General features: G+C 47.3%; 26 protein-coding genes, 1 tRNA gene and 1 other annotated feature. Of the genes, 16 read left to right on the top strand and 11 right to left on the bottom strand.

What is annotated here, in order from left to right; translation table 11 throughout:
• Positions 1 to 23 precede the first annotated feature (23 nt).
• Positions 24 to 1679, bottom strand: a complete 1656-nt coding sequence (locus D082_RS08170) for a metallophosphoesterase family protein (protein ID WP_238546658.1) — start codon at positions 1677 to 1679, stop codon at positions 24 to 26.
• Between the two features lie 111 nt (positions 1680 to 1790).
• On the opposite strand from D082_RS08170, the gene D082_RS08165 reads away from it, so the two are divergent.
• Positions 1791 to 2546, top strand: a complete 756-nt coding sequence (locus D082_RS08165; RefSeq protein WP_028948135.1) for a WecB/TagA/CpsF family glycosyltransferase — start codon at positions 1791 to 1793, stop codon at positions 2544 to 2546.
• Between the two features lie 48 nt (positions 2547 to 2594).
• Here the strand turns inward: D082_RS08165 and tsaB are convergent, their stop codons facing one another.
• Positions 2595 to 3254 carry a tRNA (adenosine(37)-N6)-threonylcarbamoyltransferase complex dimerization subunit type 1 TsaB gene (gene tsaB / locus D082_RS08160; RefSeq protein WP_051738774.1) on the bottom strand — a complete coding sequence of 220 codons (660 nt, stop codon included), beginning with the start codon at positions 3252 to 3254 and terminating at the stop codon, positions 2595 to 2597.
• Between the two features lie 225 nt (positions 3255 to 3479).
• Here tsaB and D082_RS08155 point away from each other — a divergent pair, with 225 nt between their 5' ends.
• Positions 3480 to 4181 carry an SGNH/GDSL hydrolase family protein gene (locus tag D082_RS08155; RefSeq protein WP_028948137.1) on the top strand — a complete coding sequence of 234 codons (702 nt, stop codon included), beginning with the start codon at positions 3480 to 3482 and terminating at the stop codon, positions 4179 to 4181.
• A gap of 409 nt (positions 4182 to 4590) precedes the next feature.
• On the opposite strand, the gene ccsB is transcribed toward D082_RS08155, so the two are convergent.
• From ccsB to D082_RS08120, 7 genes are all read right to left on the bottom strand, one after another.
• Entirely contained in the window at positions 4591 to 5595 is a 1005-nt protein-coding gene (gene ccsB / locus D082_RS08150) for a c-type cytochrome biogenesis protein CcsB (protein ID WP_028948138.1), read from the bottom strand.
• A gap of 216 nt (positions 5596 to 5811) precedes the next feature.
• Positions 5812 to 6390 (bottom strand): DUF3172 domain-containing protein, encoded by a 579-nt coding sequence (locus D082_RS08145; protein ID WP_028948139.1) that lies wholly within the window; start codon positions 6388 to 6390, stop codon positions 5812 to 5814.
• Positions 6391 to 6472: 82 nt separating this feature from the next.
• Complete coding sequence (locus tag D082_RS08140; RefSeq protein ID WP_028948140.1) at positions 6473 to 6814, bottom strand: hypothetical protein; 342 nt, start codon at positions 6812 to 6814, stop codon at positions 6473 to 6475.
• Positions 6815 to 6893: 79 nt separating this feature from the next.
• Positions 6894 to 7493: a hypothetical protein gene (locus D082_RS08135; RefSeq protein ID WP_028948141.1), complete on the bottom strand. Its 600-nt coding sequence runs from the start codon at positions 7491 to 7493 to the stop codon at positions 6894 to 6896.
• 36 nt (positions 7494 to 7529) lie between these two features.
• A complete protein-coding gene (locus tag D082_RS08130; RefSeq protein WP_028948142.1) occupies positions 7530 to 8357 on the bottom strand; it encodes a diguanylate cyclase in 828 nt (275 codons plus the stop codon).
• Between the two features lie 503 nt (positions 8358 to 8860).
• Positions 8861 to 9403: a thioredoxin family protein gene (locus D082_RS08125; RefSeq protein ID WP_028948143.1), complete on the bottom strand. Its 543-nt coding sequence runs from the start codon at positions 9401 to 9403 to the stop codon at positions 8861 to 8863.
• Positions 9404 to 9546: 143 nt separating this feature from the next.
• Positions 9547 to 9867, bottom strand: coding sequence for a 2Fe-2S iron-sulfur cluster-binding protein (locus tag D082_RS08120; RefSeq protein WP_028948144.1), 321 nt, complete (start codon positions 9865 to 9867; stop codon positions 9547 to 9549).
• Between the two features lie 237 nt (positions 9868 to 10104).
• On the opposite strand from D082_RS08120, the gene D082_RS08115 reads away from it, so the two are divergent.
• The 3 genes from D082_RS08115 (at position 10105) to D082_RS08105 (ending at position 12682) form a co-directional block, all read left to right on the top strand.
• Entirely contained in the window at positions 10105 to 10587 is a 483-nt protein-coding gene (locus D082_RS08115; protein WP_028948145.1) for a Tic20 family protein, read from the top strand.
• Between the two features lie 79 nt (positions 10588 to 10666).
• Positions 10667 to 11368, top strand: coding sequence for a hypothetical protein (locus D082_RS08110; RefSeq protein WP_028948146.1), 702 nt, complete (start codon positions 10667 to 10669; stop codon positions 11366 to 11368).
• Positions 11369 to 11602: 234 nt separating this feature from the next.
• Positions 11603 to 12682 carry a late competence development ComFB family protein gene (locus tag D082_RS08105; RefSeq protein ID WP_028948147.1) on the top strand — a complete coding sequence of 360 codons (1080 nt, stop codon included), beginning with the start codon at positions 11603 to 11605 and terminating at the stop codon, positions 12680 to 12682.
• A gap of 144 nt (positions 12683 to 12826) precedes the next feature.
• Here D082_RS08105 and D082_RS08100 read toward each other — a convergent pair whose 3' ends face one another.
• Together D082_RS08100 and D082_RS08095 are read right to left on the bottom strand one after the other, a co-directional pair.
• Positions 12827 to 13801 carry an alpha/beta fold hydrolase gene (locus D082_RS08100; protein ID WP_038530520.1) on the bottom strand — a complete coding sequence of 325 codons (975 nt, stop codon included), beginning with the start codon at positions 13799 to 13801 and terminating at the stop codon, positions 12827 to 12829.
• 58 nt (positions 13802 to 13859) lie between these two features.
• Entirely contained in the window at positions 13860 to 14279 is a 420-nt protein-coding gene (locus D082_RS08095; RefSeq protein ID WP_051738771.1) for a hypothetical protein, read from the bottom strand.
• A gap of 104 nt (positions 14280 to 14383) precedes the next feature.
• Here D082_RS08095 and rplS point away from each other — a divergent pair, with 104 nt between their 5' ends.
• The 11 genes from rplS to D082_RS08040 all read left to right on the top strand — a co-directional run bounded on the left by rplS (position 14384) and on the right by D082_RS08040 (position 23097).
• Positions 14384 to 14752 (top strand): 50S ribosomal protein L19, encoded by a 369-nt coding sequence (gene rplS, locus D082_RS08090; protein WP_010872052.1) that lies wholly within the window; start codon positions 14384 to 14386, stop codon positions 14750 to 14752.
• Positions 14753 to 14857: 105 nt separating this feature from the next.
• Positions 14858 to 14930 (top strand) — tRNA-Trp (locus D082_RS08085).
• Positions 14931 to 15041: 111 nt separating this feature from the next.
• Positions 15042 to 15287, top strand: coding sequence for a preprotein translocase subunit SecE (secE, locus tag D082_RS08080; protein ID WP_028948151.1), 246 nt, complete (start codon positions 15042 to 15044; stop codon positions 15285 to 15287).
• Positions 15288 to 15567: 280 nt separating this feature from the next.
• On the top strand, positions 15568 to 16188 hold the full coding sequence (nusG, locus tag D082_RS08075) for a transcription termination/antitermination protein NusG (protein WP_028948152.1): 621 nt from the start codon (positions 15568 to 15570) through the stop codon (positions 16186 to 16188).
• 106 nt (positions 16189 to 16294) lie between these two features.
• Positions 16295 to 16720: a 50S ribosomal protein L11 gene (gene rplK, locus D082_RS08070; RefSeq protein WP_028948153.1), complete on the top strand. Its 426-nt coding sequence runs from the start codon at positions 16295 to 16297 to the stop codon at positions 16718 to 16720.
• A gap of 101 nt (positions 16721 to 16821) precedes the next feature.
• On the top strand, positions 16822 to 17538 hold the full coding sequence (rplA, locus tag D082_RS08065; protein ID WP_028948154.1) for a 50S ribosomal protein L1: 717 nt from the start codon (positions 16822 to 16824) through the stop codon (positions 17536 to 17538).
• A 34-nt stretch (positions 17539 to 17572) separates the two neighbouring features.
• Positions 17573 to 17744 (top strand) — a sequence feature (ribosomal protein L10 leader region).
• 40 nt (positions 17745 to 17784) lie between these two features.
• Positions 17785 to 18306 carry a 50S ribosomal protein L10 gene (gene rplJ / locus D082_RS08060; protein ID WP_028948155.1) on the top strand — a complete coding sequence of 174 codons (522 nt, stop codon included), beginning with the start codon at positions 17785 to 17787 and terminating at the stop codon, positions 18304 to 18306.
• Positions 18307 to 18395: 89 nt separating this feature from the next.
• Entirely contained in the window at positions 18396 to 18782 is a 387-nt protein-coding gene (gene rplL, locus D082_RS08055; RefSeq protein WP_028948156.1) for a 50S ribosomal protein L7/L12, read from the top strand.
• Positions 18783 to 18982: 200 nt separating this feature from the next.
• On the top strand, positions 18983 to 20074 hold the full coding sequence (gene aroC / locus D082_RS08050) for a chorismate synthase (RefSeq protein WP_028948157.1): 1092 nt from the start codon (positions 18983 to 18985) through the stop codon (positions 20072 to 20074).
• 9 nt (positions 20075 to 20083) lie between these two features.
• The gene (locus D082_RS19030; protein WP_028948158.1) at positions 20084 to 20668 is read left to right on the top strand and encodes a GIY-YIG nuclease family protein; all 585 of its coding nucleotides are present in this window, start codon (positions 20084 to 20086) and stop codon (positions 20666 to 20668) included.
• A 116-nt stretch (positions 20669 to 20784) separates the two neighbouring features.
• On the top strand, positions 20785 to 23097 hold the full coding sequence (locus D082_RS08040; protein WP_028948159.1) for a DUF3488 and DUF4129 domain-containing transglutaminase family protein: 2313 nt from the start codon (positions 20785 to 20787) through the stop codon (positions 23095 to 23097).
• The last annotated feature ends 15 nt before the right edge of the window (positions 23098 to 23112 follow it).

Below are 23112 nucleotides of genomic sequence, written 5' to 3'. Positions count from 1 at the left end.
TAGCAGCATTAGTGGTCATTTTTTTAATCGTCCCTCCTAAGGATAAATTGGTCAAATAAAACCACCTCGCTATCATCTTTAATGGTGTCAAAATAATAGCTTTTCACCACTGCGCCATCGTCATTGGTTTCCAACACGCTAAAAACTGTAATTTTATTACTGGCAATGTAAGGTAATGCTTCTCCCTCATCATTGAGTAGAGGGGCAATGGTGGGAATAACGGGCGATAAACCATTGGGATTGCCTACGGGAAAATCGTTGCTCGGGTCGATAAAATCCGGCAAAGAACGGGGATTATCTGCTAAATGAGCGCCGTAACTATTGCCCACATTGGAAGTTTCTAAAAAATGGGTTCCCCTAGGACTAACAAAACGATTCCAAAGATGGGAATGGCCGTAAAAAACTAGCTGAACTCCCGCGTTTTCCAGCAAAGGAATCAAATATTTAATAATCTGATCATCCCCTTTGGGGTAATGGTAACGGCGGTGCACCATGGTGCCATTGGGGGAATATTCTTCGTAGGGCTGGGGGTCGGTGTAGGGTGGGGTAACGTTGCCCCCTAAACTATGGGGTGGATGGTGAAACATCACAATTTTGTATTTAGCCTGGCGAAAAGCTTCCCCGCCTAATTCCTCCTTTAACCATTCATATTGCCTACTACCGGGGGTAATGGGTTCAAAAATATGTTGTCCATGGCCCCAATTTTCTGGTTCGTGCAACTGTTGATCGCTTTCTTGATAGCGCCCAGCTACAGCTAAATTCTGTTGGGCGGATCGCCAAACATTGGTGACCATGAGGGAAACGAGACGAATATTGCCAAAACTGACTGCATAGTATTGTTTTTCTGGGGCTGGGGTGGGGGGTAAGGAAAAAATTTCTCGATAGGTTTGGAAGTTAAAGGAATGGTCCTGAATCCATTGGTTAACTTGAACGGGATCGTATTGCTGGTCAGAAAAATCCTGCTGTTCAAAATATTCTTCTTCGGCGATCGCCTGGGGTCGTGCGTCTTTAAACTGCAAATGTAATGCTTTACTTTGGGAATTGCGTCCCATTACTTCATGGTTACCCGGGCAGGGAAACATCGGCGTTGATTGCAAAATTTGTCCGCCATGGTAAATTCTGTTCCCTAACTGTACGGAAGCTCGACCTTGGAGCACTGGAAAAAATGATCTACCCCGGCGATCGTCAAACCATTCCGAAGCCCGATCCGGCACATTAACCATGTCTCCCGCGTGGAATACCGCGTCAAAGTCACCATAAACGGCGATCGCCTGTTGAATATTGGCCGCCACCATAGGCATGAGCTGATGATCGGAGGTGAGCAAAATTTTCAATGGTTTTTCCGCAGGAGGACTAGGTTGGAGGGAAAAAATCTCACTGTGCTGAATTTGCTGGTGCTCTTCACTAAAAACTTGATAGGGCAGAGTCTCCCCAGTTGTTAAACCAGTAATCACCGCTTGGTGCCGCCAAATCGGTCGGGGGGAAAGCTGGTCATAGGTTTTGAATGTGTAGGACCATTCATCTTCCCTTGTGCGGCTTAACTGTTGAGTGGTGGCTTTTGTGCGATGTTCCAGATCGTGGCCCCACTGCACCCAATGGTTATCCCCAGCAAACTCAGTAAACCAGACCACTTGGACACTATCGGGGGTGGGAAGTTGCAAAAAAGGATCACTCAACATAACCAGGAAATGCAGTAAGAATGAAGCAGTAAAAATCATTGCCCAGGCTCAATTTTATCTCTCCAGCAATGGCAAAATTAGACAGGTTAAAGATCTACTTTTACTTTTGCTGTGACCATTTCCCGCACCATTATCAGCACCAGAATTGACTGCACCGACTACAGCCAGGCCACCCTCACCATTATTAATTTAGCCAAAGCGGCGATCGCCAGTTATGTGGTAGCGGCTAATGTCCATGTGGTAATGAGTGCCTATGGGAATAAAAGCTATCAAACAATTATTAACCAAGCGCTACTAGTCACCCCCGATGGTATGCCCTTAGTGTGGGCTTTAAAATTGCTTGGCCGTGGAGAAGCTACCAGGGTTTACGGCCCAGATTTGATGTTAACAATTTGCCAACAAGCCATGGGGGAAAATCTTGGCATTTATCTCTATGGCGGCACAGAAGATTGTTTAATTAAACTCAAAGTAAACCTAATTAAACGTTTTCCCCAGCTTAATATTGTCGGCACTGATGCTCCACCTTTTCGCCCCCTGGAACCGGAGGAAGAAAGAATGGCCCTAAGGAAAATTAAGCAGTCCGGCGCTCGTATCCTCTTTGTCGGTTTGGGTTGCCCTAAGCAGGAAATTTGGATGGCTAACCATTATCAAAAACTAGATCTAGTGATGATAGGAGTGGGGGCCGCTTTTAATTTTCACAGTGGTTTGGTCTCCCAAGCTCCCCGCTGGCTGATGGCCATGGGCTTGGAATGGCTTTATCGTTTATTAATGGAACCAGGGCGATTATGGCGACGATATTTAGTCAATAATCCTGCTTTTCTTATTTTATTTACTTGGCAATGGTTAACTAAAAAATCAACGTTATAATCTAATTTATTCCCAGCTATTTATAAGAAATTTTCAACAAAAATTCGATTAATTTACGACAGGATCGGTGGGACTCATGCCATAGAAAGGTTGGGCCGCTGACCAATGGGGCCGATCGCCAAGGAGCCACCGTTGCCGAGCTAGGGTGAGGAGTTGGGGGGCATTGATACCAAGCCGATCTGGAACACGATGAACCTGTTCCACCTGTTTATCTTCCATAAATTGTTGCCAATCTTCTGGTAACCAAAGGCGATCGCCGTCCAGAGTAATTAATGTACCCTCAGCAATCCGGTACAATGCACCATAAAGGTAACCCCTGGTTGCGGACATGGTGACCGCTAATAATTCCCCGTTGTTGCAGATATTAATTAGGGATTGGGCAAAACAAGCCAAGGTGGAAATGGGGAATAGGGGAATTTGTAATTGCTGGGCTAGGGTACGGGCTGTAACCATGCCAATGCGGACACTGGTAAAACTACCGGGGCCTTGGGCAACGGCAAGATAATTCAACTGTGACCATTGCTGGTAGGGAAAAAAATCCGCTAAACAACCATGTAATTGATTGAGTAATTGCCGATCCAACTCCCAGGCCTGCTGATGGAGAAGGGTTTCACCCCGTTGCAGAGCTAAACCTAGCTGGCCAGTGGCGCTGTGGAGAGCTAGGCCCAAGCTTTCGTCGGGAGAAGAAATGGAGGGAGGTACGGTCATTACCAATGGGTTTAAGTATCGTTGCTTACTGCAACCTTTAGTTTATCGGGGATAGGATGGGGGCAAATGGGCCACCACTAGCTAATGTTTTGCCCCAATCTGGCGATCGCCGGAGGGTGAATGTGTATAAATGCTTACGTCAACCGCTAAAATCTCAGTTAAGATCTCGTTACAATCCATCACATTTCGCCGGATTTTAATTTCCCGACCCTAGGACATCATCCCATGCAAACGATTTCCCCTGCGTCGAGCTTTGCCCAAACTGCCCGTTTTGACCATCCCCTCAAGGTTTTGGCCATGGGGGACAGTCTTGTTTACGGTTACGGAGATCCCGTTGGTGGTGGTTGGGCAGAAAGACTGCGGCGGTTTTGGATGGAAGAAGATGGCCCGGTTTTGTATAACCTCGGCATCCGTGGCGATCGGGTATCCCAAGTGGGTGAGCGCTTGGAGCAAGAATTCCGTTTACGGGGAGAAATCCGCAACAAAGTTCCTGATTTGCTAATTCTCTCCGTTGGTGTTAATGACTCCCCCCGGCTAGGTCGTCCCGATGGCCGTTGTTTCACCGATGAAATTCTTTTCCAAAAACAGGTGGAGCAGTTATTAGATAATGCCCGTCAGCTCTGCCCGGTATTATTTATCGGTATGGTGCCGGTCAATGAAGCCAGGATGCCTTTCCTTGATTGCTTTTATTTCAACCACGCTGATCAACGCCGTTTTAAAACCATTACCCAACGGGCCTGTGGTGATCGCCAAATTCCCTACCTAGACATTTTTGAAATTTGGCAACAACGGGGTACGGAATGGATTAACAACCATTTGATGGCCGACGGGCTCCATCCCAACGTGGCGGGCTACAAAGCGCTATTGGACGACATCCACCATTGGCAACCCCTCAAAGAATTAACCGCTAAAGTATCCCAAGCGTAAATTTGCTAATGGCTAACCGGTAGTTTTTTCCAGGAACTCAACGAAAATCTGGACTATAGTCGTTTCTAGTAAGACTGAGGCAGTCAAATTCACCGAAAAGCTTGTTAATAAAGACTTAGGCAGTCTCGAAACTATTTGAAATGACTATATATGCTGGACTTCCATTTCTAGTTCTTTAGAGCCCCATTTTCCAGGATATAGTCTTTTCTAGTAAGACTGAGGCATTCAAATTTATCGAAAAGCTTGTCAATAAAGACTTAAGCAGCCTCGAAATTATTTGAAATGACTATCAGTTCTGGGTCACCTGGCTCAATGGGTTCCGCCATTAGTCAAAAGGTTGACTTTCATTGGTGGAGAGCAATTAGCGGTCGATCCTGGCCGATCGCCGTGTTGGAACAAAGGGAAAAAACTAGAAAAACCAGCCGTAGGAATGGAGACCTTTCCCCAACAGATTTACTCCCAGGTAACAAACCCAAACCACCATAAAACCACTAGCAGCGAGAATAGCAGGTTTGCGGCCCTGCCAACCCTTGGTAATGCGGGCATGGAGATAGGCGGCAAACACCAACCAGGTAATTAGGGCCCAAGTTTCCTTTGGATCCCAACTCCAGTAGGATCCCCAAGCTTCGTTAGCCCATACTGCCCCGGCAATAATGCCAATGGTGAGTAGGGGGAAGCCCAGACCAATAATGCGATAACTGATATTGTCTAGGGTGTCTGCCAAGGTGAGCCGTTGGGGGGAAAGACTAATGGCAGCAGAAGCAGCAGTTTTTTCTAGTAGCGCCACATTACCGGAAACAACACTAATTCCCTCCAAAGAAGGATTGGGATCATTAGCTCCATTAAGATTATTGCTTTTAACCATCCCTTGGCGGAAGCCCCCGGTACCCACGGAACTGCCCCGTAACTCCACCGCTTGTCCTCTGGTAACAAACAAAAAGGCGATCGCCAACAGAGAACCCACCATGAGGGTGGCATAGCTGACCATCATGACGCTAACGTGCATCATCAACCAGTTGGACTTCAGCGCTGGCACAAGGGGGGCTGATTGTTGCATATCCACCGGCAAGGTTAAAGCGGCAAAGGCCACAATACCCAAGGCGATGGGACTAGTGACTGCTCCGACAAAACGGCTTTGGCTCATACGCTCGGCAATGAAATGCACCGCTGTGATGCCCCAAGCTAGGAAAAAGAGAGATTCGTATAGATTACTAATGGGAAAATAACCCGCTTCCAGCCACCGGGCCCCCAACAGAGCCGCTATGGTCAAATTGGCGATCGCCATGGCCCCACTGGCCCCCTGCACTAACCATGGTTTAGGGAATACCACCGCAACCCAGTAAGAAAACATGGTCAGCAAAAGAACCAGGAATGCAGTATTGTCTAAAAAATTTTCGAGGCTGACTAAATTCATGGTGACCCACTTTAAACGGATAAGCAAACGAAGAAGCTCTTTATATCCTATCGACCCTTGAGCCTTTCAGGTTGGGGTGAATATCTCAATGGATTTATCCTGCCCCTAGATCAGTTTTCTTTATTTCACTTATGCGAGGCTAGCTAAAAACCACGTAAAAGCTTCCGGATTCCTTGGGAACGGTTCAAATTGTCACTGTACCTCTGCCCTCTAACCCTAAAACTTATCGGTGGCCGGTCTTGGCCCCACCGCCCCCGGTTGATTAGTAAATAAATTGCCCGCCGCTTCATTTTGATAGATACAGTCAATGCGGGGAGTTCCCTCCAAAGGCCCGGTAAAACCAAAGGTATTCATGCGGTTTTTGCAGTCGTTTACCTGACGGCTATCCACCAATTTTTCCCGCTCTAAAATGCTCCAGTTATTACGGCGTAACACACAGCCTGGCTGCATCACCGGTTGGGTGACAAATACGTTGAAAGGATTAAGGGTCACAAACACCCGCATATCGGTGACAATGGCACTGGAACCAAACTGTACACACACCTCGGCATTGGGAGCACTGCGGTCAATGACTTCCCGAGAAGCAACATTCTCCGGGCTGAAGCTGGCGGTGGAACTAAAACCAATGCCCACACCGATGCCTAAAACAAAAATTCCCGCCAATAAGGCGATCGTGCCATAGTTGAGCGTTCCTAGGCTAAATTTGCCGGGGGGTTTCCCTGACGGGGGGCCATAATCACGGTCATAGCTAGGACGGGGGGGAGGAGTGTACCGGGGGGGGGGTCTGCGGGCCATAGGGAAACAGGAAAAAAGATTTAAGATTAACTCTAAGCTCAATTAGACTGTAGGCAATACCATCAGTCACATCCAAACAAGTCTAAACGAACTCCAAGGTTAAGCTGGGCATTAATCGTTGCAGATTTCTCAGAGACTTAGTCTGCCAGAGAATGTTCTTGGAACCTTTAAAAGCTAGAGTGGTGCCTTCTTTACCTCGTACTTTCATGACAAACATTGAAAGCATACTAATGCCAGAACTGTTGAGGAATTCTAGTCCCTCCAAATTAATGGTCAGTTCATTACAGTTGTCTAAAATTGCCAACATGGTGTTCATCAAGGGCTGATATTCTTTCATGCCTTCCAGCCTTAAAAAGCCCCGAAAGTAAAGGGTGTTATTTTCTTCTTCAAAATAAATTCGATAGTCTTCGGTGGTTATTTCCATGTTTTATAAGTTCAGTGAATCTCAACAAATCTAGGGAAGTAGCCGAAAATGAATTAATGTTTTTTCTTGCTACCGCCGTTCAAATTTCTACACTTAAGTGGGCCATTACCGTTACTTGAATTAAATTTTGGCCATCGGGAATCGAGACAAAGCGCCAACCAAACTGGGCTTGGTAATCATTGATCATGGTCAATAAACCAATTTGTGACGCCTCGCAATCTTCCAGAGCGGATTTTTCCAACCGTTCTAGATACAATTCCATGGGGTCCCTCTCCTCCAACGCTTTGATGAAGTTTTCGTACTCGACGATGGTTTGCTGGGGAGCAATGTTGCTGGTCTCAAAAATCAATTTATTGTCGTAGAGATGCAGAGTAATGGTGATGGGGTAGTCATGGTCGATGGTGCTATATTTAACCGCGTTTTCCAGCAGTTCGTTAGCGATATAACTGACCGACCCCTTGATGGTGTCCCTCTGACTAAGGCCGTCATCTGTCCCATTGCCAGGGAAAAAGGTCGCAAAGTAGTCCCCCAAAAAATCCGCCGACAGACCATAGTTGCGCCAACGTTGCAAACGATTTGCTCGGTCTAGGGAAAAGTTGAGGGTGAGGAATTCATCGCTGGGGGGAATAGGCTCAAGGAACATTCCCCAATGTCTAACACTAGTTGGGTCAGTAGTCATGGTTATGTTTATAGGGCTGACTGAGTGATGGAGAATTTAGTGGCCAACAATGCGATTGCGGCCCTGACGTTTTGCCTTGTAAAGATTTTCGTCGGCTTGGGCAATTAGGTCTAGGGGGGATTGCCCTGGTTGGGGATACAGGCGACCGATGCCGAAGGACATGGTGACGAATGCGTTGGTGGGGGAATGGTGATGGGGAATTTCTAGCATGGCTAAGGATGCTTGCATACGTTTGGCGATTTGTTGGGCAGCTTCAGCGGAAACCTGGGGCAGAATTACGCCAAATTCCTCGCCCCCATAACGGGCAAAGAGGTCAAATGGGTTCCGCAAGGTGGCACTAAGGGTTTTGGCAATGCGCCGTAAACAGTCATCACCACTGAGGTGACCATAAAAGTCGTTAAATTCTTTGAAGTGATCGATGTCGCATAAAACCAGGGCGATCGCCTCTTGGGTATTCAGGACCCGTTCCCATTGTTGGCCTAGATGAAGATCAAAGTGCCGGCGGTTGGAGACCTGAGTAAGGCTATCGAGGTTGAGTAGTTCCGCGGTTTCCCCAAGCTTTTGCCGCCATTGGGCGTCCACCACGTCCCCATGTTGCATAATGGTTTCCACGATAATTTCTAGGTCTTGCTTCTCCCGCGAAATCAAGCTGAGAATATTCTGCAATTTGGCTTCTGCCCGTTGTCGTTCCAAGATTTCACTTCTGAGCTTGACATTGGTCTCATTCAGTAACGACTCGATCATATCTCCATGTTCAGCAATGGTAGTCAGGGCGATGTGGAGGTCATCGTTCTCCTGTTGTAACCTGTCAATTTCTTGCTGAAGTTGGGCTAGGGTGGCCGCCGTTAATTCAGTCGTAGTCATAGGGGGAGGTGAGGGCGGAGGTGGGGTCTGGAAATTATTCAGGGGGTTTAGTTACTTACCTAGGTTACCCAATGTAACTCACCTGGTGGGTAATGACTGCTTACCCTTGACCATTTTCCTGTCACTCCATTGGGACGGAAGACTATAAAACCGAACCGATGAGCCGACGGCACACCCAAACTTAGTTGTTAAACAAGCAAGTACCCACCCAACAATTTTAGTTTCTCTTTGGGAATGGATGGATAGGCACAATGTTTGCAGAAAGTAGAAGAAAGATTTTTGATATTAATGCTGTAAAACAGAAAAGTTGTCAATATTAACCACGAAAATTAGGCAAAAAAATAAGGAAGTCCGCAAGGAGTCTTGCCATGTTTCGACCCTCCGGCTGCTTCCTTATTAATCTTACTCCTCACACACAAGTAAATACTAGCCGATCGCCAAAGGGCTGGATAGCCGAACTTGTAGCAGTTTAATGATTGGCATACCTTCTGCCCAGGGATAACCTAGCTAGGACGGGGATTGCCATGGCTTCGGGGGGATGTGGGGTCAGCTTCAATGGTACGGTTTTCCACCACTGAGGTTTGACCAGTCAGATTGGCATGGGGAATGGGCTCATGGGCCAAAAGAGCTGTGATATTTTGCTCCAACACCGCCAAGGGTTGTTCTCCGATGCTCTCGGCGATCGCCGTGCCGGTGTCATCAAGATAAACAAAATGGGGAATGCCATCCACTCGGTAGCGCAGCACCTCCGGCAACCATTTATTGTTATCCACATTGAGCATGGCAAAGTTGACCGACCCGCCATAGTTTTTCTTCAACAGCGCCAAATCGGGGGCCATAGCTTGGCAACTGGTACACCAATTGGCATAGAATTCCACCAAAGTAGGACGGCCATTGTCTAAGGCTGTCGCTAGGGGAATAGCCTGTTGGGCTTGGGCCTTGAGGGAAGTGTCTTGGGTTTGGGTCTGAAAACCGAGATAAAGGGCAGTACTCAGAACAATGGCCGCTATGGCCAACAATACGTTACGAATTTTTGCTGGGCTCATGGGCTTGGGGGATTAACGGTGAACAGATTGAAACAGATTTTTAAGTGCTATTCTGTCCAAAGTAGCAAACTAGCGCCCAATAATGGTTCGTTAACGGGGGAAGGGAAGATCTTGGCAAACCTGTCCCATCTTGATCAACGAAATCAACCTTGTCCGCCAAACTGTCGCTGGTAAACTTCGTCCTCTTTTTCGGTGACAATTTTTAAATCCGAGCGGGGATAGGCAACACAAAGGAGGGCATATCCTTCTGCTTGTAGTTCCGCCGAAACCCCCATGCCATCTGCTTGATCCACTGTTCCCTCTACGATCAGTGCGGCACAGGTAGTACAAACCCCAGCTCCACAGGAAGTGGGTAGTTGCAACCCAGCATCGTCCGCCCCCTCGAGCACCGTTTTATCCTCTGGCACGGTGATGGTATAGGTCTGACCTTGGTGTTGGATTTCAGCGGTGTAGGTATTAGCCATGGCGGGGCGGTAATTAATGAAAGGATTAATCAGATTTTTAGGCGATCAACACTCTAGCAAGTTTTGGAAGGGCTGTTAACCAACCCAAGGAAGGATCAGAGGTGGATCAATGGCAATGGACAACGAGATAATTTTCTCTGGCGATCGCCTGGGGGGAAGACCGAATCTTTACCATTGCGAACCAGGTTAGAATCAGGGCATATCTCCACAACTTTTTTCATTGGCAAGGAATTTTCTATGGCATCCAATAGTACGGCGGACGGAAAAGATCGTTTTTTCAGCGCTTTAATCTATGTAATTCCCCTCATTGATGCATTCATGTTCGGTAGTTTCTTATTGCAACAGTTTCCGATTTTGCAAATAATCTATCTACCCATTATGCCCCTATTGCAGTTCTATTACCAATTTCCCTTTGCCCCTTTTATTATTTTTATTGTTCTTTTCATGGCGGTGGTTAGGAATAGCAATATTTCCCACTTCATCCGTTTTAATGCTATGCAAGCCATCTTAATTGGCATTTTACTATCTCTATTTGGTTTAATTGTAGCCTACGTAATCCAGCCTGTGTTTGGCCAAGGATTGGTAACAGAAACCCTCTACAACTTCGCTTTTCTTGGTGCCTTAGCCTGCGGATTTTTTGGCATTGTTCAATCCGTTTTAGGGCGTTATGCAGAAATTCCCACCATTTCCGATGCGGCCTATTCCCAGGTGCGTTTCTAATAATTGATTTAAGAACCGAATTGCTCAGCTTTTGCTTTTAAGCAAAACTAAGTCGATAAATTTTCACTACCTTTTTGCCATGTCCGATAGCCGTTTAAACCTAGTGGCGATCGCCATTTTTTTGATGATGATGTCCGCCTTGGTGGGGCCAGTGGTCAACCTTTCCCCGGCCATTCCAGCGGCAACAACTTTAGTGATTTTGGGCATAATCACAGCGGATCAAATTAGTTGGCAAGGAAAGGGTACGGATTTTTTTGTCGGTTTGTTCCAGAGCAAAGCAGAACGGGAACGTATTTTGTGCCACGAAGCAGGACATTTCCTCGTCGCCCATTGCCTACAAATTCCCATCGCTAATTACAGCCTTAGTCCTTGGGAAGTTCTGCGTCAGGGAACAGGGGGTATGGCAGGCATTCAATTCGATACGAGTAATCTCGAAATTGAGTGTCAGCAGTGGCGGCATCGTCCCCAGGCCTTAGAGCGTTGGGCTACGGTCTGGATGGCCGGCATTGCCGCCGAAAAAATGATTTACGGGGAAGCCGAGGGGGGAAACGGCGATCGCCAACAATTGCGCTGGGCCTTTCGCCGAGCAGGACTAGCGGAGATTAACCTGCCTCAAAAGGAAAGCTGGGCTTTTCTGCAGGCAAAGAATTTGCTGGAACAACACCGCCAGGCCCACGGTCAGTTGCAACAAGCTTTAGCCCAACGGCGATCGGTAGAGGAATGTGGTCAGCTTCTCAGCCAATGGCTGGAGCAGTCCGCCATCAACCCTCATACAGTTTAGTTAAAGCGAACCTTTTTTGTGATCGTCGTTCTGTCCTTTCAATGCGGGAATTATGTTGATAAATAACCTGTAGGTAATGTCAATGTTGTCATACTGCTATCATGTTGTTGAGCGTCAGCATAATTGTTGGAAATAGTCTATATCAGCACACATCATCCCTTAGAGGCCATGGCCTCCATCTTCCGCGATAAGCTAGGCTAGCGGTAAAGTTTTCCCAAAAGTGCGTTAACTATCATGAAATTTAACACGGAATGTTTACCCGATGTTATCAACAAAATTGAGAGTAACCGTGAAAGAATTAGACTCAAGAAAATCATTTATGGTCTGACTAATAAAGTTTGGGAGAATGACCCTAAAGTAGTGGGAGGTAGCTCAACCTATACCCTGCTGATGAGTCTGGTTAAGGTTCAGCCAGATATCAAACGATTGGTGTCCGATATGTACAACTTGATCGAGAGTTTAAACCGAAAGCAAGCTTATGTACCTATCGCCAAAAGTTTATTAGAGATTATTGCGCCAATTTACGGCATTGACTCTGACAGTATCAGTCAATCCCTCTTGGAAAACCTATTAGATGAAAAAGAAGAAGAAAAAAAACGTCAACGCAAAACCTGCCTTAACATTCTCGAAGCAGTGGTCAAAGACGAAATTTATAATGAACTACAAAAACTTCCCGTCAACGTAGCCAAATTTGTTAGCATCGCCGAAGTAGCTAGCTACACCCTCAATCGCCTCCCCCCCATGTATGTGGCCAGTGAGGAGGGAAAAGCATTTCAAATGCAACGAATTGAACAAATGCAAGGGGAAATACGCACCGCTGTGTTGAGGGGTATTGGAGCAATTATGCGGGATCCCCTGAAAAAATCCACTCCCTTGAATGTGGATGAAGTAGATTCCTTTAGCGTCGCCCACTCCATTTTGATGGAATTGGAAGAATTTGCCCGTAACATTGGGGCAACTCAGGATAAAGTTAGCCTTGATGAACTTTCCAGCAAAATCCGTCGAGGCGTAAGGGATTACCATGCCGCCCTGTTAGACTTGGAGCAATTGCTTGATGTTTACGGCATTCCATACGAAAAAATAACAGCTAAAAACTTGGCCTCGGTAGTGCGGAAAGTACTAAGGCAAATTGAAAAAAATCAACGGGATGGTCGGCATACAACCCACATGGAAACTGACCCAACCTACATCCAAAGACGAAGACAAGAAACCCTTGATGCCCAACAGACTTCTATTATGGAGTTTGCCGACAATGATGAAGATAATGGAGACGAAACCTTTGCTGACTCCATTCGTGATTGGTACACTTTTTAGTTTGTCAAAAATTCTAAAAATCTATTCAAAAGCTTTGTATAGTTGATTTAGTTGAGAGTAAGACACCGATCAGAGCTAAAAGCGTCTTTGGTAAAGACCTTAGTCGTCTCAATCTTACTTTGATTGATTATAAGTGTTGATTTTTCAATGACTTTTCTCGGTTGTCACAACTGGCTCGACCATTTCTAAGGATTTACTAAAATTCTGCTTCAGCCAAGTTAAGCAAGTTTGATTAAACTTATTTGGGCACTCATCATGTAAACAGTGACCGGCTCCAGCCCAAAGTTGAAATTCAATTCTTTTGTTAAACGAGGCAAATTTTTGGCCGTAGCGATAGGGAACAAAGCGATCGCCTTCTCCCCAAAGCAATAAAATAGGCAAATTCAATGAAGGCAATACCTCTTTGACCGAGGGCGCAAAGTGGGGCAGACGTACGGAGCTAAATAATTGCCGGAAAGCAATTTCTGCCCCTAAATCCTGGGGAGGCAAGCAAATAATCTGCACTAACTCCCGATTAAAGTTATCCAAGTCGAGCTGTTCTGTCTGTGAACCATAGGCTAGGCTGGCCCAGCGTTTAATAATGGCGGGGCGACGGACTAACTTAAACAGGCTGTCCAGTAACCAAGGAGGAGAAAAAGCATTTTCCAGCTTTTCAATCCAAGGACGTAAAAAGCGGGGAGCCCCTTGCTGACGTAGGGAAACATCGGGCAAACTAGCCATAATTAACCCAGCTACTAGGGCCGGACTTTGCCCCGCCACCGTTAATGCCACTAGGGAACCGATGGAATTACCCACCAGCACTGTGGGACAACCAATTATCTGCTGACAAAAATCTTCCACCTGTTCTGCCCAGCCATAGGCGCTGTAAAGGGTATTTGCCTTGCGGGAACCGCCAAAGCCTAGCAGATCAATGGCGTAAACGCTGGTATGTTGGGCAAAAAATGAGACATTGTGACGCCAATGTTCGATCGCCGCTCCAAAACCGTGGATCAGTAATAGAGGAGGTAAGCCAATGGGTTGGGAAGGATGGCAGAAACTGTAGCGAATTTGCCAACCCCGCCAGATCCATTCCCGTTGGCAACCAATGCGAATATTCCACCCATTTTCTCTGTTCGTCATTTCGCCCTAGAATTTTCTGCTACTGGCCCAAGCCCCATTCAAGTTTTAATGGTTTTAATCAACTGTTATCCTCTCCGTAGTGGAGTTTGAAACGGATCGGAGCACAAAAATTATCAATACCTTGCTCCAAAACATAGGCCACCACCAGGGGAGCCAACAGAGGATGGCAGACTTTGCGATCGCCTAAATGACTGACCACCACACTGATGTTATTGTCCTTTAGGGCCGCCGGAAAATTGCCCTCACAAATGGCAACCCGGCATCTTTTTGCCAAGCCCTCTAGCCAATCATTGCGATCAGGCTGTTGTCCCACATGGATGCCCAAGGCCAAAGCCGCATCTTCCAAATTACCTTCACAATCCTCAATGGTGTCCAAGGCCAGCATCGCTTCTGGGAATTGGGCAAGTTGGTCACGGTAGCGGGCGATCGCCTGGGAAGTAATGGTGGTCATGGGCTTTTCAATTACAGTCAACTGCATTCTAACGGCTCAAAGTCTGGGCCGAACAACGGATAAGACTAGGCAAAACCAACTTTTGCAAAAGATAATAAATCAGTTATGATGAGAAATTGTGAGTTTTTACTGTGACCATGAACGCCCAAGCCATAATTAATTCCATCGAGGCAGAGTTTCTCAAAGAAGACCTGCCCACCATCCATGTCGGTGACACCATTAAAGTTGGGGTCAAAATCGTAGAGGGTGGCAAAGAACGGATCCAACCCTATGAAGGTACCGTAATTGCCAAGCGCAACGGCGGCATTAGCGAAACCATTACTGTCCGTAAAATCTTCCAAGGCGTTGGCGTTGAGAGGGTTTTTCTGCTCCATTCTCCCCGGGTGGCTAGCATAAAAGTATTGCGTCGTGGTAAGGTACGCCGGGCCAAGCTCTACTATCTCCGGGATCGGGTTGGTAAAGCCACCCGCATCAAGCAACGGTTCGACCGGGCTCTCTAATTCCCAGAATCATGACGGTCTCCATCGATGGGAATTGGTAGCAAATTAGGGTATGATGGTGCGAGAGTGAGTGCACACTCTAGGGCTCAACTTAGCCCAGACTATGCGTCCTTAGTTCAGTTGGTAGAACGCAGGTCTCCAAAACCTGATGTCGGGGGTTCAAGTCCTCCAGGGCGCGTTGACCACCAATTACCTAGCTAACGATTGCCCCGCAACTGTTTAATTTTGCGCTTGGTAAAGTTCTAGATTTTCTCATTAGTTACAACGATTTGGGAGGCAAGAAAAACCTGTGGTTAAAAAGGAAGCGGTTAGAACCGACAGCACCGAAGATAACTCCGTAGATGGTGCCCAAGCCCGGAGCAACTTTGTTGCGGCCACCAAAGATGAGTTGGCAAAAGTAGTTTGGCCCTCCCGTCAACAGCTAATCAGCGAATCCGTAGCCGTAATTTTGATGGTTATCCTGGTTTCGACGGTTATCTACTTTGTTGATCAGATCTTTGGCTGGATTACCAAACAACCTTTCCTTTTTGGTTAAAGAATTCAATGGAGCAAAACGGTGGGTAAATTACCACCCAATGACTCTAGTTTTCTTTCAATGGCCGACTAGAAACTTCTAATCAAAGCCTCCTGTTACGTTATTTCAATAAAATAAAACTTTTATTTTTTCAGTTACACCCTCGATATTTTTTATTTTTTCGATCCTGTTGAAGTTTTAGAAGTCCTAAATCCCCAACATTCACTTTGCCCAGTCTTGCTCAAACCTGAGCCTAGATTGCCGGCAATACCCCCAGTAAATATTCCTCGTACATGTTGTCATGAGCTTCACTGACGATCAATCTCCGGTCGCGGAACAAAACAAAAAAGGCACCCCCAGCGAAGGCAGCTGGTTCGCCGTGCAGGTTGCCTCTGGCTGTGAAAAGCGGGTGAAAATGAACCTAGAGCAAAGGATCCACACCCTTGATGTGGCCGATCGCATTCTCCAGGTGGAAATCCCCAAAACTCCCATTGTCAAAATCCGTAAGGATGGGGCCCGGGTACAGGGGGAAGAGAAAATTTTCCCCGGCTATGTGCTTATTCGCATGATTATGGATGATGACGCCTGGCAGGTGGTGAAAAATACGCCCCATGTCATTAACTTTGTCGGTTCTGAGCAAAAACGCCACTATGGCCGAGGGCGGGGCCACGTTCTGCCCATGCCCCTTAGCCATGGGGAGGTGGAACGAATCTTCCGCCACGTAGACGAACAGGAACCAGTGGTGAAAATCGATATGGAAATCGGTGATCACATCATGGTACTGTCCGGCCCCTTTAAAGATTTTGAAGGGGACGTGATTGAAGTCAGTCCAGAAAGAAGTAAGCTAAAAGCCTTACTGTCCATTTTTGGCCGGGAAACCCCGGTGGAATTGGAATTTACCCAGGTGGAAAAACAGAATTAGATTGTTTGATTGAGATCTATTTCATCAGACTTATTTCTCAACTATCACTTAGTTTTTGTTCATTCCCCAGTTCACATCCTAACTACCTTTTTAGATATAACAAGCAATGGCCAAGAAAGTCGTCGCTCTGATCAAACTGGCCCTGCCCGCTGGCAAGGCTAACCCCGCCCCCCCCGTTGGCCCGGCCCTGGGTCAGCATGGGGTTAACATCATGGCATTTTGCAAAGAGTACAATGCCAAAACCGCTGATAAGCCCGGGATGATTATTCCCGTGGAAATTTCAGTGTTTGAAGACCGTAGTTTTACCTTTATCCTCAAAACTCCCCCTGCTTCGGTGCTAATCCGTAAAGCCGCTGGGGTGGAAAAGGGATCTAGCGAACCTAATAAAAACAAGGTGGCTTCCATTACCCGCGATCAACTGCGGGAAATCGCCCAAACTAAATTGCCCGATCTCAATGCCAACGACATTGATGCGGCCATGAATATTATTGAAGGCACCGCCCGTAATATGGGCATCACCGTCAACGGTTAGGTTTTTAAGCTGGTCAAATTTGACTAAAACCAACTAATTTTTTGCATTTATTTCGGGGAGAAGGTAGACCCTTCGCCATTACCCAAGGAGTTACCAAATCTATGACTAAAAAGCTTTCAAAACGGATGCAGGCGGCGATCGCCAAGATAGATGACAGCAAACTTTACAGCCCGTTGGAGGCCATGGAGTTGCTCAAGGAAACCGCCACCGCCAAATTTGATGAAACGGCCGAAGCCCATATCCGTCTGGGTATTGATCCCAAATATAGCGACCAACAAATTCGGACTACCGTTTCTCTGCCTAAAGGAACGGGGCAAACGGTGCGGGTGGCCGTGCTAGCCCGGGGGGAAAAGGTGAAAGAAGCCACTGATGCTGGGGCGGATATTGCCGGTTCCGAGGAATTGATCGAGGAAATTCAAAAGGGCATGATGGACTTTGACGTGCTCATTGCCACCCCTGATATGATGCCCAAAATTGCCCGGTTGGGTAAACAATTGGGGCCCCGGGGTCTCATGCCTTCTCCCAAGGGGGGAACGGTAACCGCAGATCTGGCAGCGGCGGTAAATGAATTTAAGGCAGGGAAATTAGAATTCCGAGCTGATCGTACGGGCATCGTTCATGTTATGTTTGGAAAGGCCTCTTTTTCTGCCGATGATTTGTTGGCAAATTTAAAAGCGCTGCAAGAGACCATTGACCGCAATCGTCCTTCGGGGGCAAAAGGTCGTTTCTGGCGCACCGTGTTTGTGTCCAGTTCCATGGGTCCTTCCATCCCCGTAGACATCAATGCTTTACGCGATCTGAAGTTTGAGGATAACTAAGCGACGACAATTTCCGAGTCATTTCTAGCCACTATTCATTTAACTGGCTATGCCAAAGACCGCAGGAGCAATTAGGGTTGCTTAATTAACCTGCCGAGGTTGAAGCCTGAATCAAGATTTGAGTTTGTTGGGGATTTTTTTCCTTGACGGCTTTTGATCCTCTGCTTCAGCCCCGGCGATCGCCAAGGGGCATTTTTATTGTGTGTTTAATGCTTGCTATCCCAACCCCAAGGAGGTGAAACCCGAATGGGAAGAACGAGAGAAAATAAAGCGACGGTAATCAGTGATGTTCAGGAGTTATTCCAGGACGCTCAAATGACGGTGCTCATTGATTATCAAGGGTTAACCGTTGCCGAAATTACCGATTTAAGAAACCGGCTCCGCCCCCTGGGTGGAACCTGTAAGATTGCCAAAAATACCCTTGTCCGTAGGGCATTGGCAGGGCAAGAAGCCTGGTCTCCCATGGAAGAATTTCTGACGGGAACCACTGCCATTCTTGTCTTGAAAGAAGACCTGGGCGGCGCAATTAAGGCTTACAAAAAATTCCAGAAAGATACCAAAAAAACCCAATTAAAAGGGGGGGTACTGGAAGGAAAAAGTCTGTCCCAAGCTGACGTGGAGGCGATCGGTGATTTGCCCTCCAAAGAGCAACTCATGGGACAAATTGCTGGAGGCATCAATGCTCTGGCCACCAAGATTGCCTTGGGCATCAAAGAAGTTCCGGCTTCTGTGGCCCGTGGTCTTCAAGCCCATGTGGACAAGGAATAGGGTCTACCATTAGCCCTGTTCACCCCACAGGCATTTGTTTTTGGTTTTTCTAGTCAGATTTAACCTACTTATCTATAGGAGTCATTTCTATGTCCGCTGCAACCGATCAAATTTTAGAACAGTTAAAAAGCCTTTCTTTATTGGAAGCTGCCGAATTAGTTAAACAAATCGAAGAAGCTTTTGGTGTTAGCGCCGCTGCCCCCGTTGGTGGCATGGTTATGGCCGCTGCTGCCGCCGCCCCCGCCGAAGCCGTTGAAGAAAAAACTGAATTCGACGTTATCCTTGAAGAAGTACCTGCCGACAAGAAAATTGCCGTGCTTAAGGTTGTCCGCACCATCACCGGCTTGGGTCTGAAAGAAGCCAAAGAATTGGTGGAATCTACCCCCAAAGCTATCAAAGAAGCCACCGGTAAAGATGATGCTGAAGCTATCAAAAAACAATTGGAAGAAGCGGGTGGTAAAGCCGCTGTTAAATAATTGTTTGGTATATTCACCTGATGATTTAGCTGGTCATTTACTTTTTGTTCACTTTTCTTTTGGAAGCTAAATTATTAGACTCCAATTTTTAAGAACTTGTCTTCCGGGCTGGGATCTTTCCTCGGCCCGTTTATTTTTTCTATGCCTGGTTCCAAAAAATACCTAAAATAAAAGACTGGTTAGTCAGCATTGGTTATTTTATGGGCAACACGTTTGGCAGTTTATTTCGCATTACCACCTTCGGTGAATCCCATGGGGGCGGAGTGGGGGTAATTATTGATGGTTGTCCCCCCCGCCTAGAAATTTCCCCAGAGGAAATCCAAATAGATTTAGACCGACGCAGGCCAGGGCAGAGCAAAATCACCACTCCCCGTAAAGAAGCTGACCAGTGTGAAATCCTCTCCGGGGTATTTGAGGGGAAAACATTAGGCACACCGATCGCCATTTTGGTGCGGAATAAGGATGCCCGTTCCCAGGATTACAACGAGATGGCGGTGAAATATCGTCCTTCCCATGCCGATGCCACCTATGAAGCAAAATATGGCATTCGCAATTGGCAAGGAGGGGGTCGTTCTTCCGCTAGGGAAACCATTGGCCGGGTGGCCGCCGGGGCGATCGCCAAAAAAATTCTCGCCCAATTCAGCGGGGTGGAAATTGTGGCCTACGTGAAAAGTATTCAGGATATTGAAGCAACGGTAGATACCAATACGGTGATGTTGGAAAGGGTGGAAAGCAACATTGTCCGCTGTCCCGATGCTGAATGTGCCGAAAAAATGATTGAGCGCATTGACCAAGTGCTCCGGCAAAAGGATTCCATTGGTGGAGTGGTGGAATGTGTAATTCGCAATGCTCCCAAGGGTTTGGGAGAGCCGGTTTTCGATAAGTTAGAAGCAGATTTAGCCAAAGCGATGATGTCCTTGCCGGCCACCAAGGGGTTTGAGTTTGGCTCAGGGTTTGCGGGGACTTTACTCACCGGCAGTCAACATAATGATGAATATTATTTAGACGAGGCGGGGGAATGGCGCACCCGCACCAATCGTTCCGGGGGAGTCCAGGGGGGCATCAGCAACGGCGAACCGATTATTATGCGGATAGCATTTAAACCTACCGCCACCATTGGCCAGGAACAAAAAACTGTGAGTAATACCGGGGAAGAAACCACCTTAGCCGCCAAAGGTCGCCATGATCCCTGTGTGTTACCTAGGGCTGTACCCATGGTGGAAGCCATGGCTGCTTTAGTGTTGTGTGACCATCTTTTGCGGTTCCAAGCCCAATGTAAAACCCTAGGTTAGGCAAATATTTTGGAACAGCTCAAACTGTTTGATACTCCCTCCAGCTACCGGGTAAAACGGGAGCCAAAACTATTGCTCGATCGCCAGGGTTTGGAAGATTGGCAAGGGAAAGTTTACCAATATCAACAGAGTCAACGGCAAACGGGCCAACCCAAACAAACTTCTCTGTTTGATACCCCAGTCACTAATGGGCATCATGCCGACGAAATTGACCCATTTACTCTGCCCCAACAGTCTTCCCTTTTTTGGCGACAGGGTAAGGATTCAGCAAACATAGCTGGGGAAAATCAGGGCTGTTTATATTTCATCCTCGATCGCCGTTGGCCATTGTTACTGTATGTCGGGGAAACCAAATTGACAGCGGATCAACGTTGGCAGGGAACCCACGACTGTAAAGACTATATTCTGAGCTATATCGAACTGCACCGCCGCTATGAATTGGAGGTAGAAGTGGTGGCAGCTTTTTGGCCCCATGTGCCCCCGGATAAAAAAACTCTCCTAGCTTGGGAAAAGGAGTTAATCCTCAAATGGCGATCGCCATTCAATAAGGAGTGTTGGCGCTGGTGGGGACAGCCCTTCGGCAAATTGAGCTGAGTTACTCAAATTAGCAGAAGGTTACAATGCCTTTTGAGGATCACTTATTAGCAACAAACTGGTTTGTGTCGCATAAAACCCCATTTCGTTAACAACAAAACCTCCCCTCTCCATCCATGACCTCCCCCTCCCCCGTCTTCCGTTGGTTAGAACGATGGCAAGCCCAATTCCAAAACTTGCCGGAGCCTAAAACTGAGGAATCCATTGTCTTTCGCATTTTGGTGCAGTTGATGGTGATTGTGGGCATTGTGGCAACGGATGTCGCAGCCCAGACCACGTGGAGTTTATGGGCCATTCCCCTCAGCATTGTCGGTTCCTGGTGGAGTTGGCGCCAAAGGAAAAAGAAGAATATTGCCCTCAAATTTCTGCTGGCGATCGCCATGGTGGCCATGTTGTTTGTCTTTTTGGGCAACTTGGTGGAGAATCTCAATGCCAGCCAGGTGGCCCTAGCGGGATTATTGGTGCAATTGCAGGTGTTGCACAGTTTTGACTTGCCCCAGCGTAAAGATTTGGGCTACTCCATGGTGATTGGGCTAATCCTTTTGGGCGTGGCGGGAACCCTGTCCCAAACCCTGGCCTTTGCTCCCTGGTTAATACTCTTTTTAGCCGTAGCCATTCCCACCCTGGTGCTGGACTATCGTTCCCGTTTAGGGTTGGAAGGAATTCCCCTTTCTTTGCCCTTTTGGAAAAGTGCCGGCAGACGGAACCAATTAAATCAGGCGGAAGATTCCCCCCTAGTACCGAAAAAATTGCTAGCCCTGTTGGTGGTGACCCTAGCTTTTGGGCTGTTATTATTTGCCCTAATGCCCCGCTTTGCTGGCTATAGACTGCAAAGTTTTCCTGTATCCAGCCCTGGGGAAATGCAACAACAAACCTTCGAAGGGCAAAATCAAGATATTAATAATCCCGGCTATGGTCGAGGCGACGGCACTGGCACGGGGGGGGAGGCTGATAGTTCAGAACCGGGGCAGGTGGATGATACCTTCTACTACGGTTTTAACAGCCGTATGAATCAAAATTTACGGGGGGAAATGACCAAACAATTGGTGCTCCGGGTCCGTTCCCAGGCGCCGGGTTTTTGGAAGGCGTTATCCTTTGACCGTTACACTGGCCAAGGATGGGAAATTACCGACAATACAGAAATCACGACCATACAACGATCGCCATGGTCCTATCGTTTTGGGCTGGATAGCATTGACTCATTAATGGAAACGGAAAATGTGGTGCAGACCTACACTGCTGTAATGGATTTGCCCAATATAATTCCCAGTCTTTACCATCCCCAATTTTTATACTTTCCCACCAGGGAGGTGGCCATAGACCGCAATGGCAGTTTACGATCGCCAGTGGGCTTAATGGAAGGCATTACCTACACAGTCATTTCGGAAGTACCGGTGCGGGACCGGACCATGTTGCAAAAGTATCGTATTCCCCCGGAAGTAAAAATTAAGCCCGAATTGCTACAGGTTCCCCCGGATATCAAATCAGCGGTGCGGGCCAAAGCCGAGGAATTGTTAGCCAAATCGGAACGCCCCCTGGAAACCCCCTATGAAATTTCCCTGTATTTGACCCAGGCTCTCAAGCAAAATTACCGCATTCGCACAGATTTACCATTTTTCGACAAAGATGAAGACCTGGTCACAGCGTTTTTATTTGAATACGAGGGGGGCCTACCGGATCACTTTGCCACGGTGCTAACCATCATGCTGAGGAGTTTAGATATTCCCGCCCGGCTGACGGTGGGCTTTGCTCCAGGACAATTTAATCCCTTCACCGGTTATCACTTAGTCCATAACACCGATGCCTATGCTTTGACAGAAGTGCTTTTCCCTCGGCTGGGCTGGTTTATGTTCGACCCCATTCCCGGCCACGAACTTTATCCCCCTTCCATTGAAGATAGCGAAACCTTTAGCGTGCTCCAACAAATTTGGCGTTGGGTAGCGGGTTGGTTGCCTTCCCCGGTGAGTGGTTTCCTGGCTAATGTCTGGGCCGCTGTCACCGGATTCCTCATTACTATTCTGCGCTGGTTCTGGAATTTGATTTCCACCAGTTTAGGCGGTGCTTTACTAGGACTAATTTTGGCGATCGCCGCTGGTTTTGTGGGTTGGCTTGGCTGGATGCAGGCTAAACGTTGGTTGCAGTATCGTCGCTTGACCCGGCTCCATCCCATGGCTAGGCTTTATCAAACTTTGCTCTACGATCTAGAACAACGGGGTTTTCACAGAAGTCGAGCCCAAACCCCCGGGGAATTTGCCCAGTCCCTGCGGGAACATTTAATCTCCGAACAGGTAGAAATAATTGTGGAAATTTCTACTGCCTATGTAGCTTGGCGTTATGGAGAACAACCACCCAATTTGGATTATTTGGGTCAACAATTCAAACTTCTAGAACGCAGTTGGCGAAGCAAAGCAAAAATGAAGTCCCCCTAGGCGATCGCCTTTTGC

Origin of the sequence: Synechocystis sp. PCC 6714, from assembly GCF_000478825.2 — a bacterium.
GTDB lineage: Bacteria > Cyanobacteriota > Cyanobacteriia > Cyanobacteriales > Microcystaceae > Synechocystis.
This window is presented reverse-complemented; position numbering and strand designations above follow the sequence as displayed.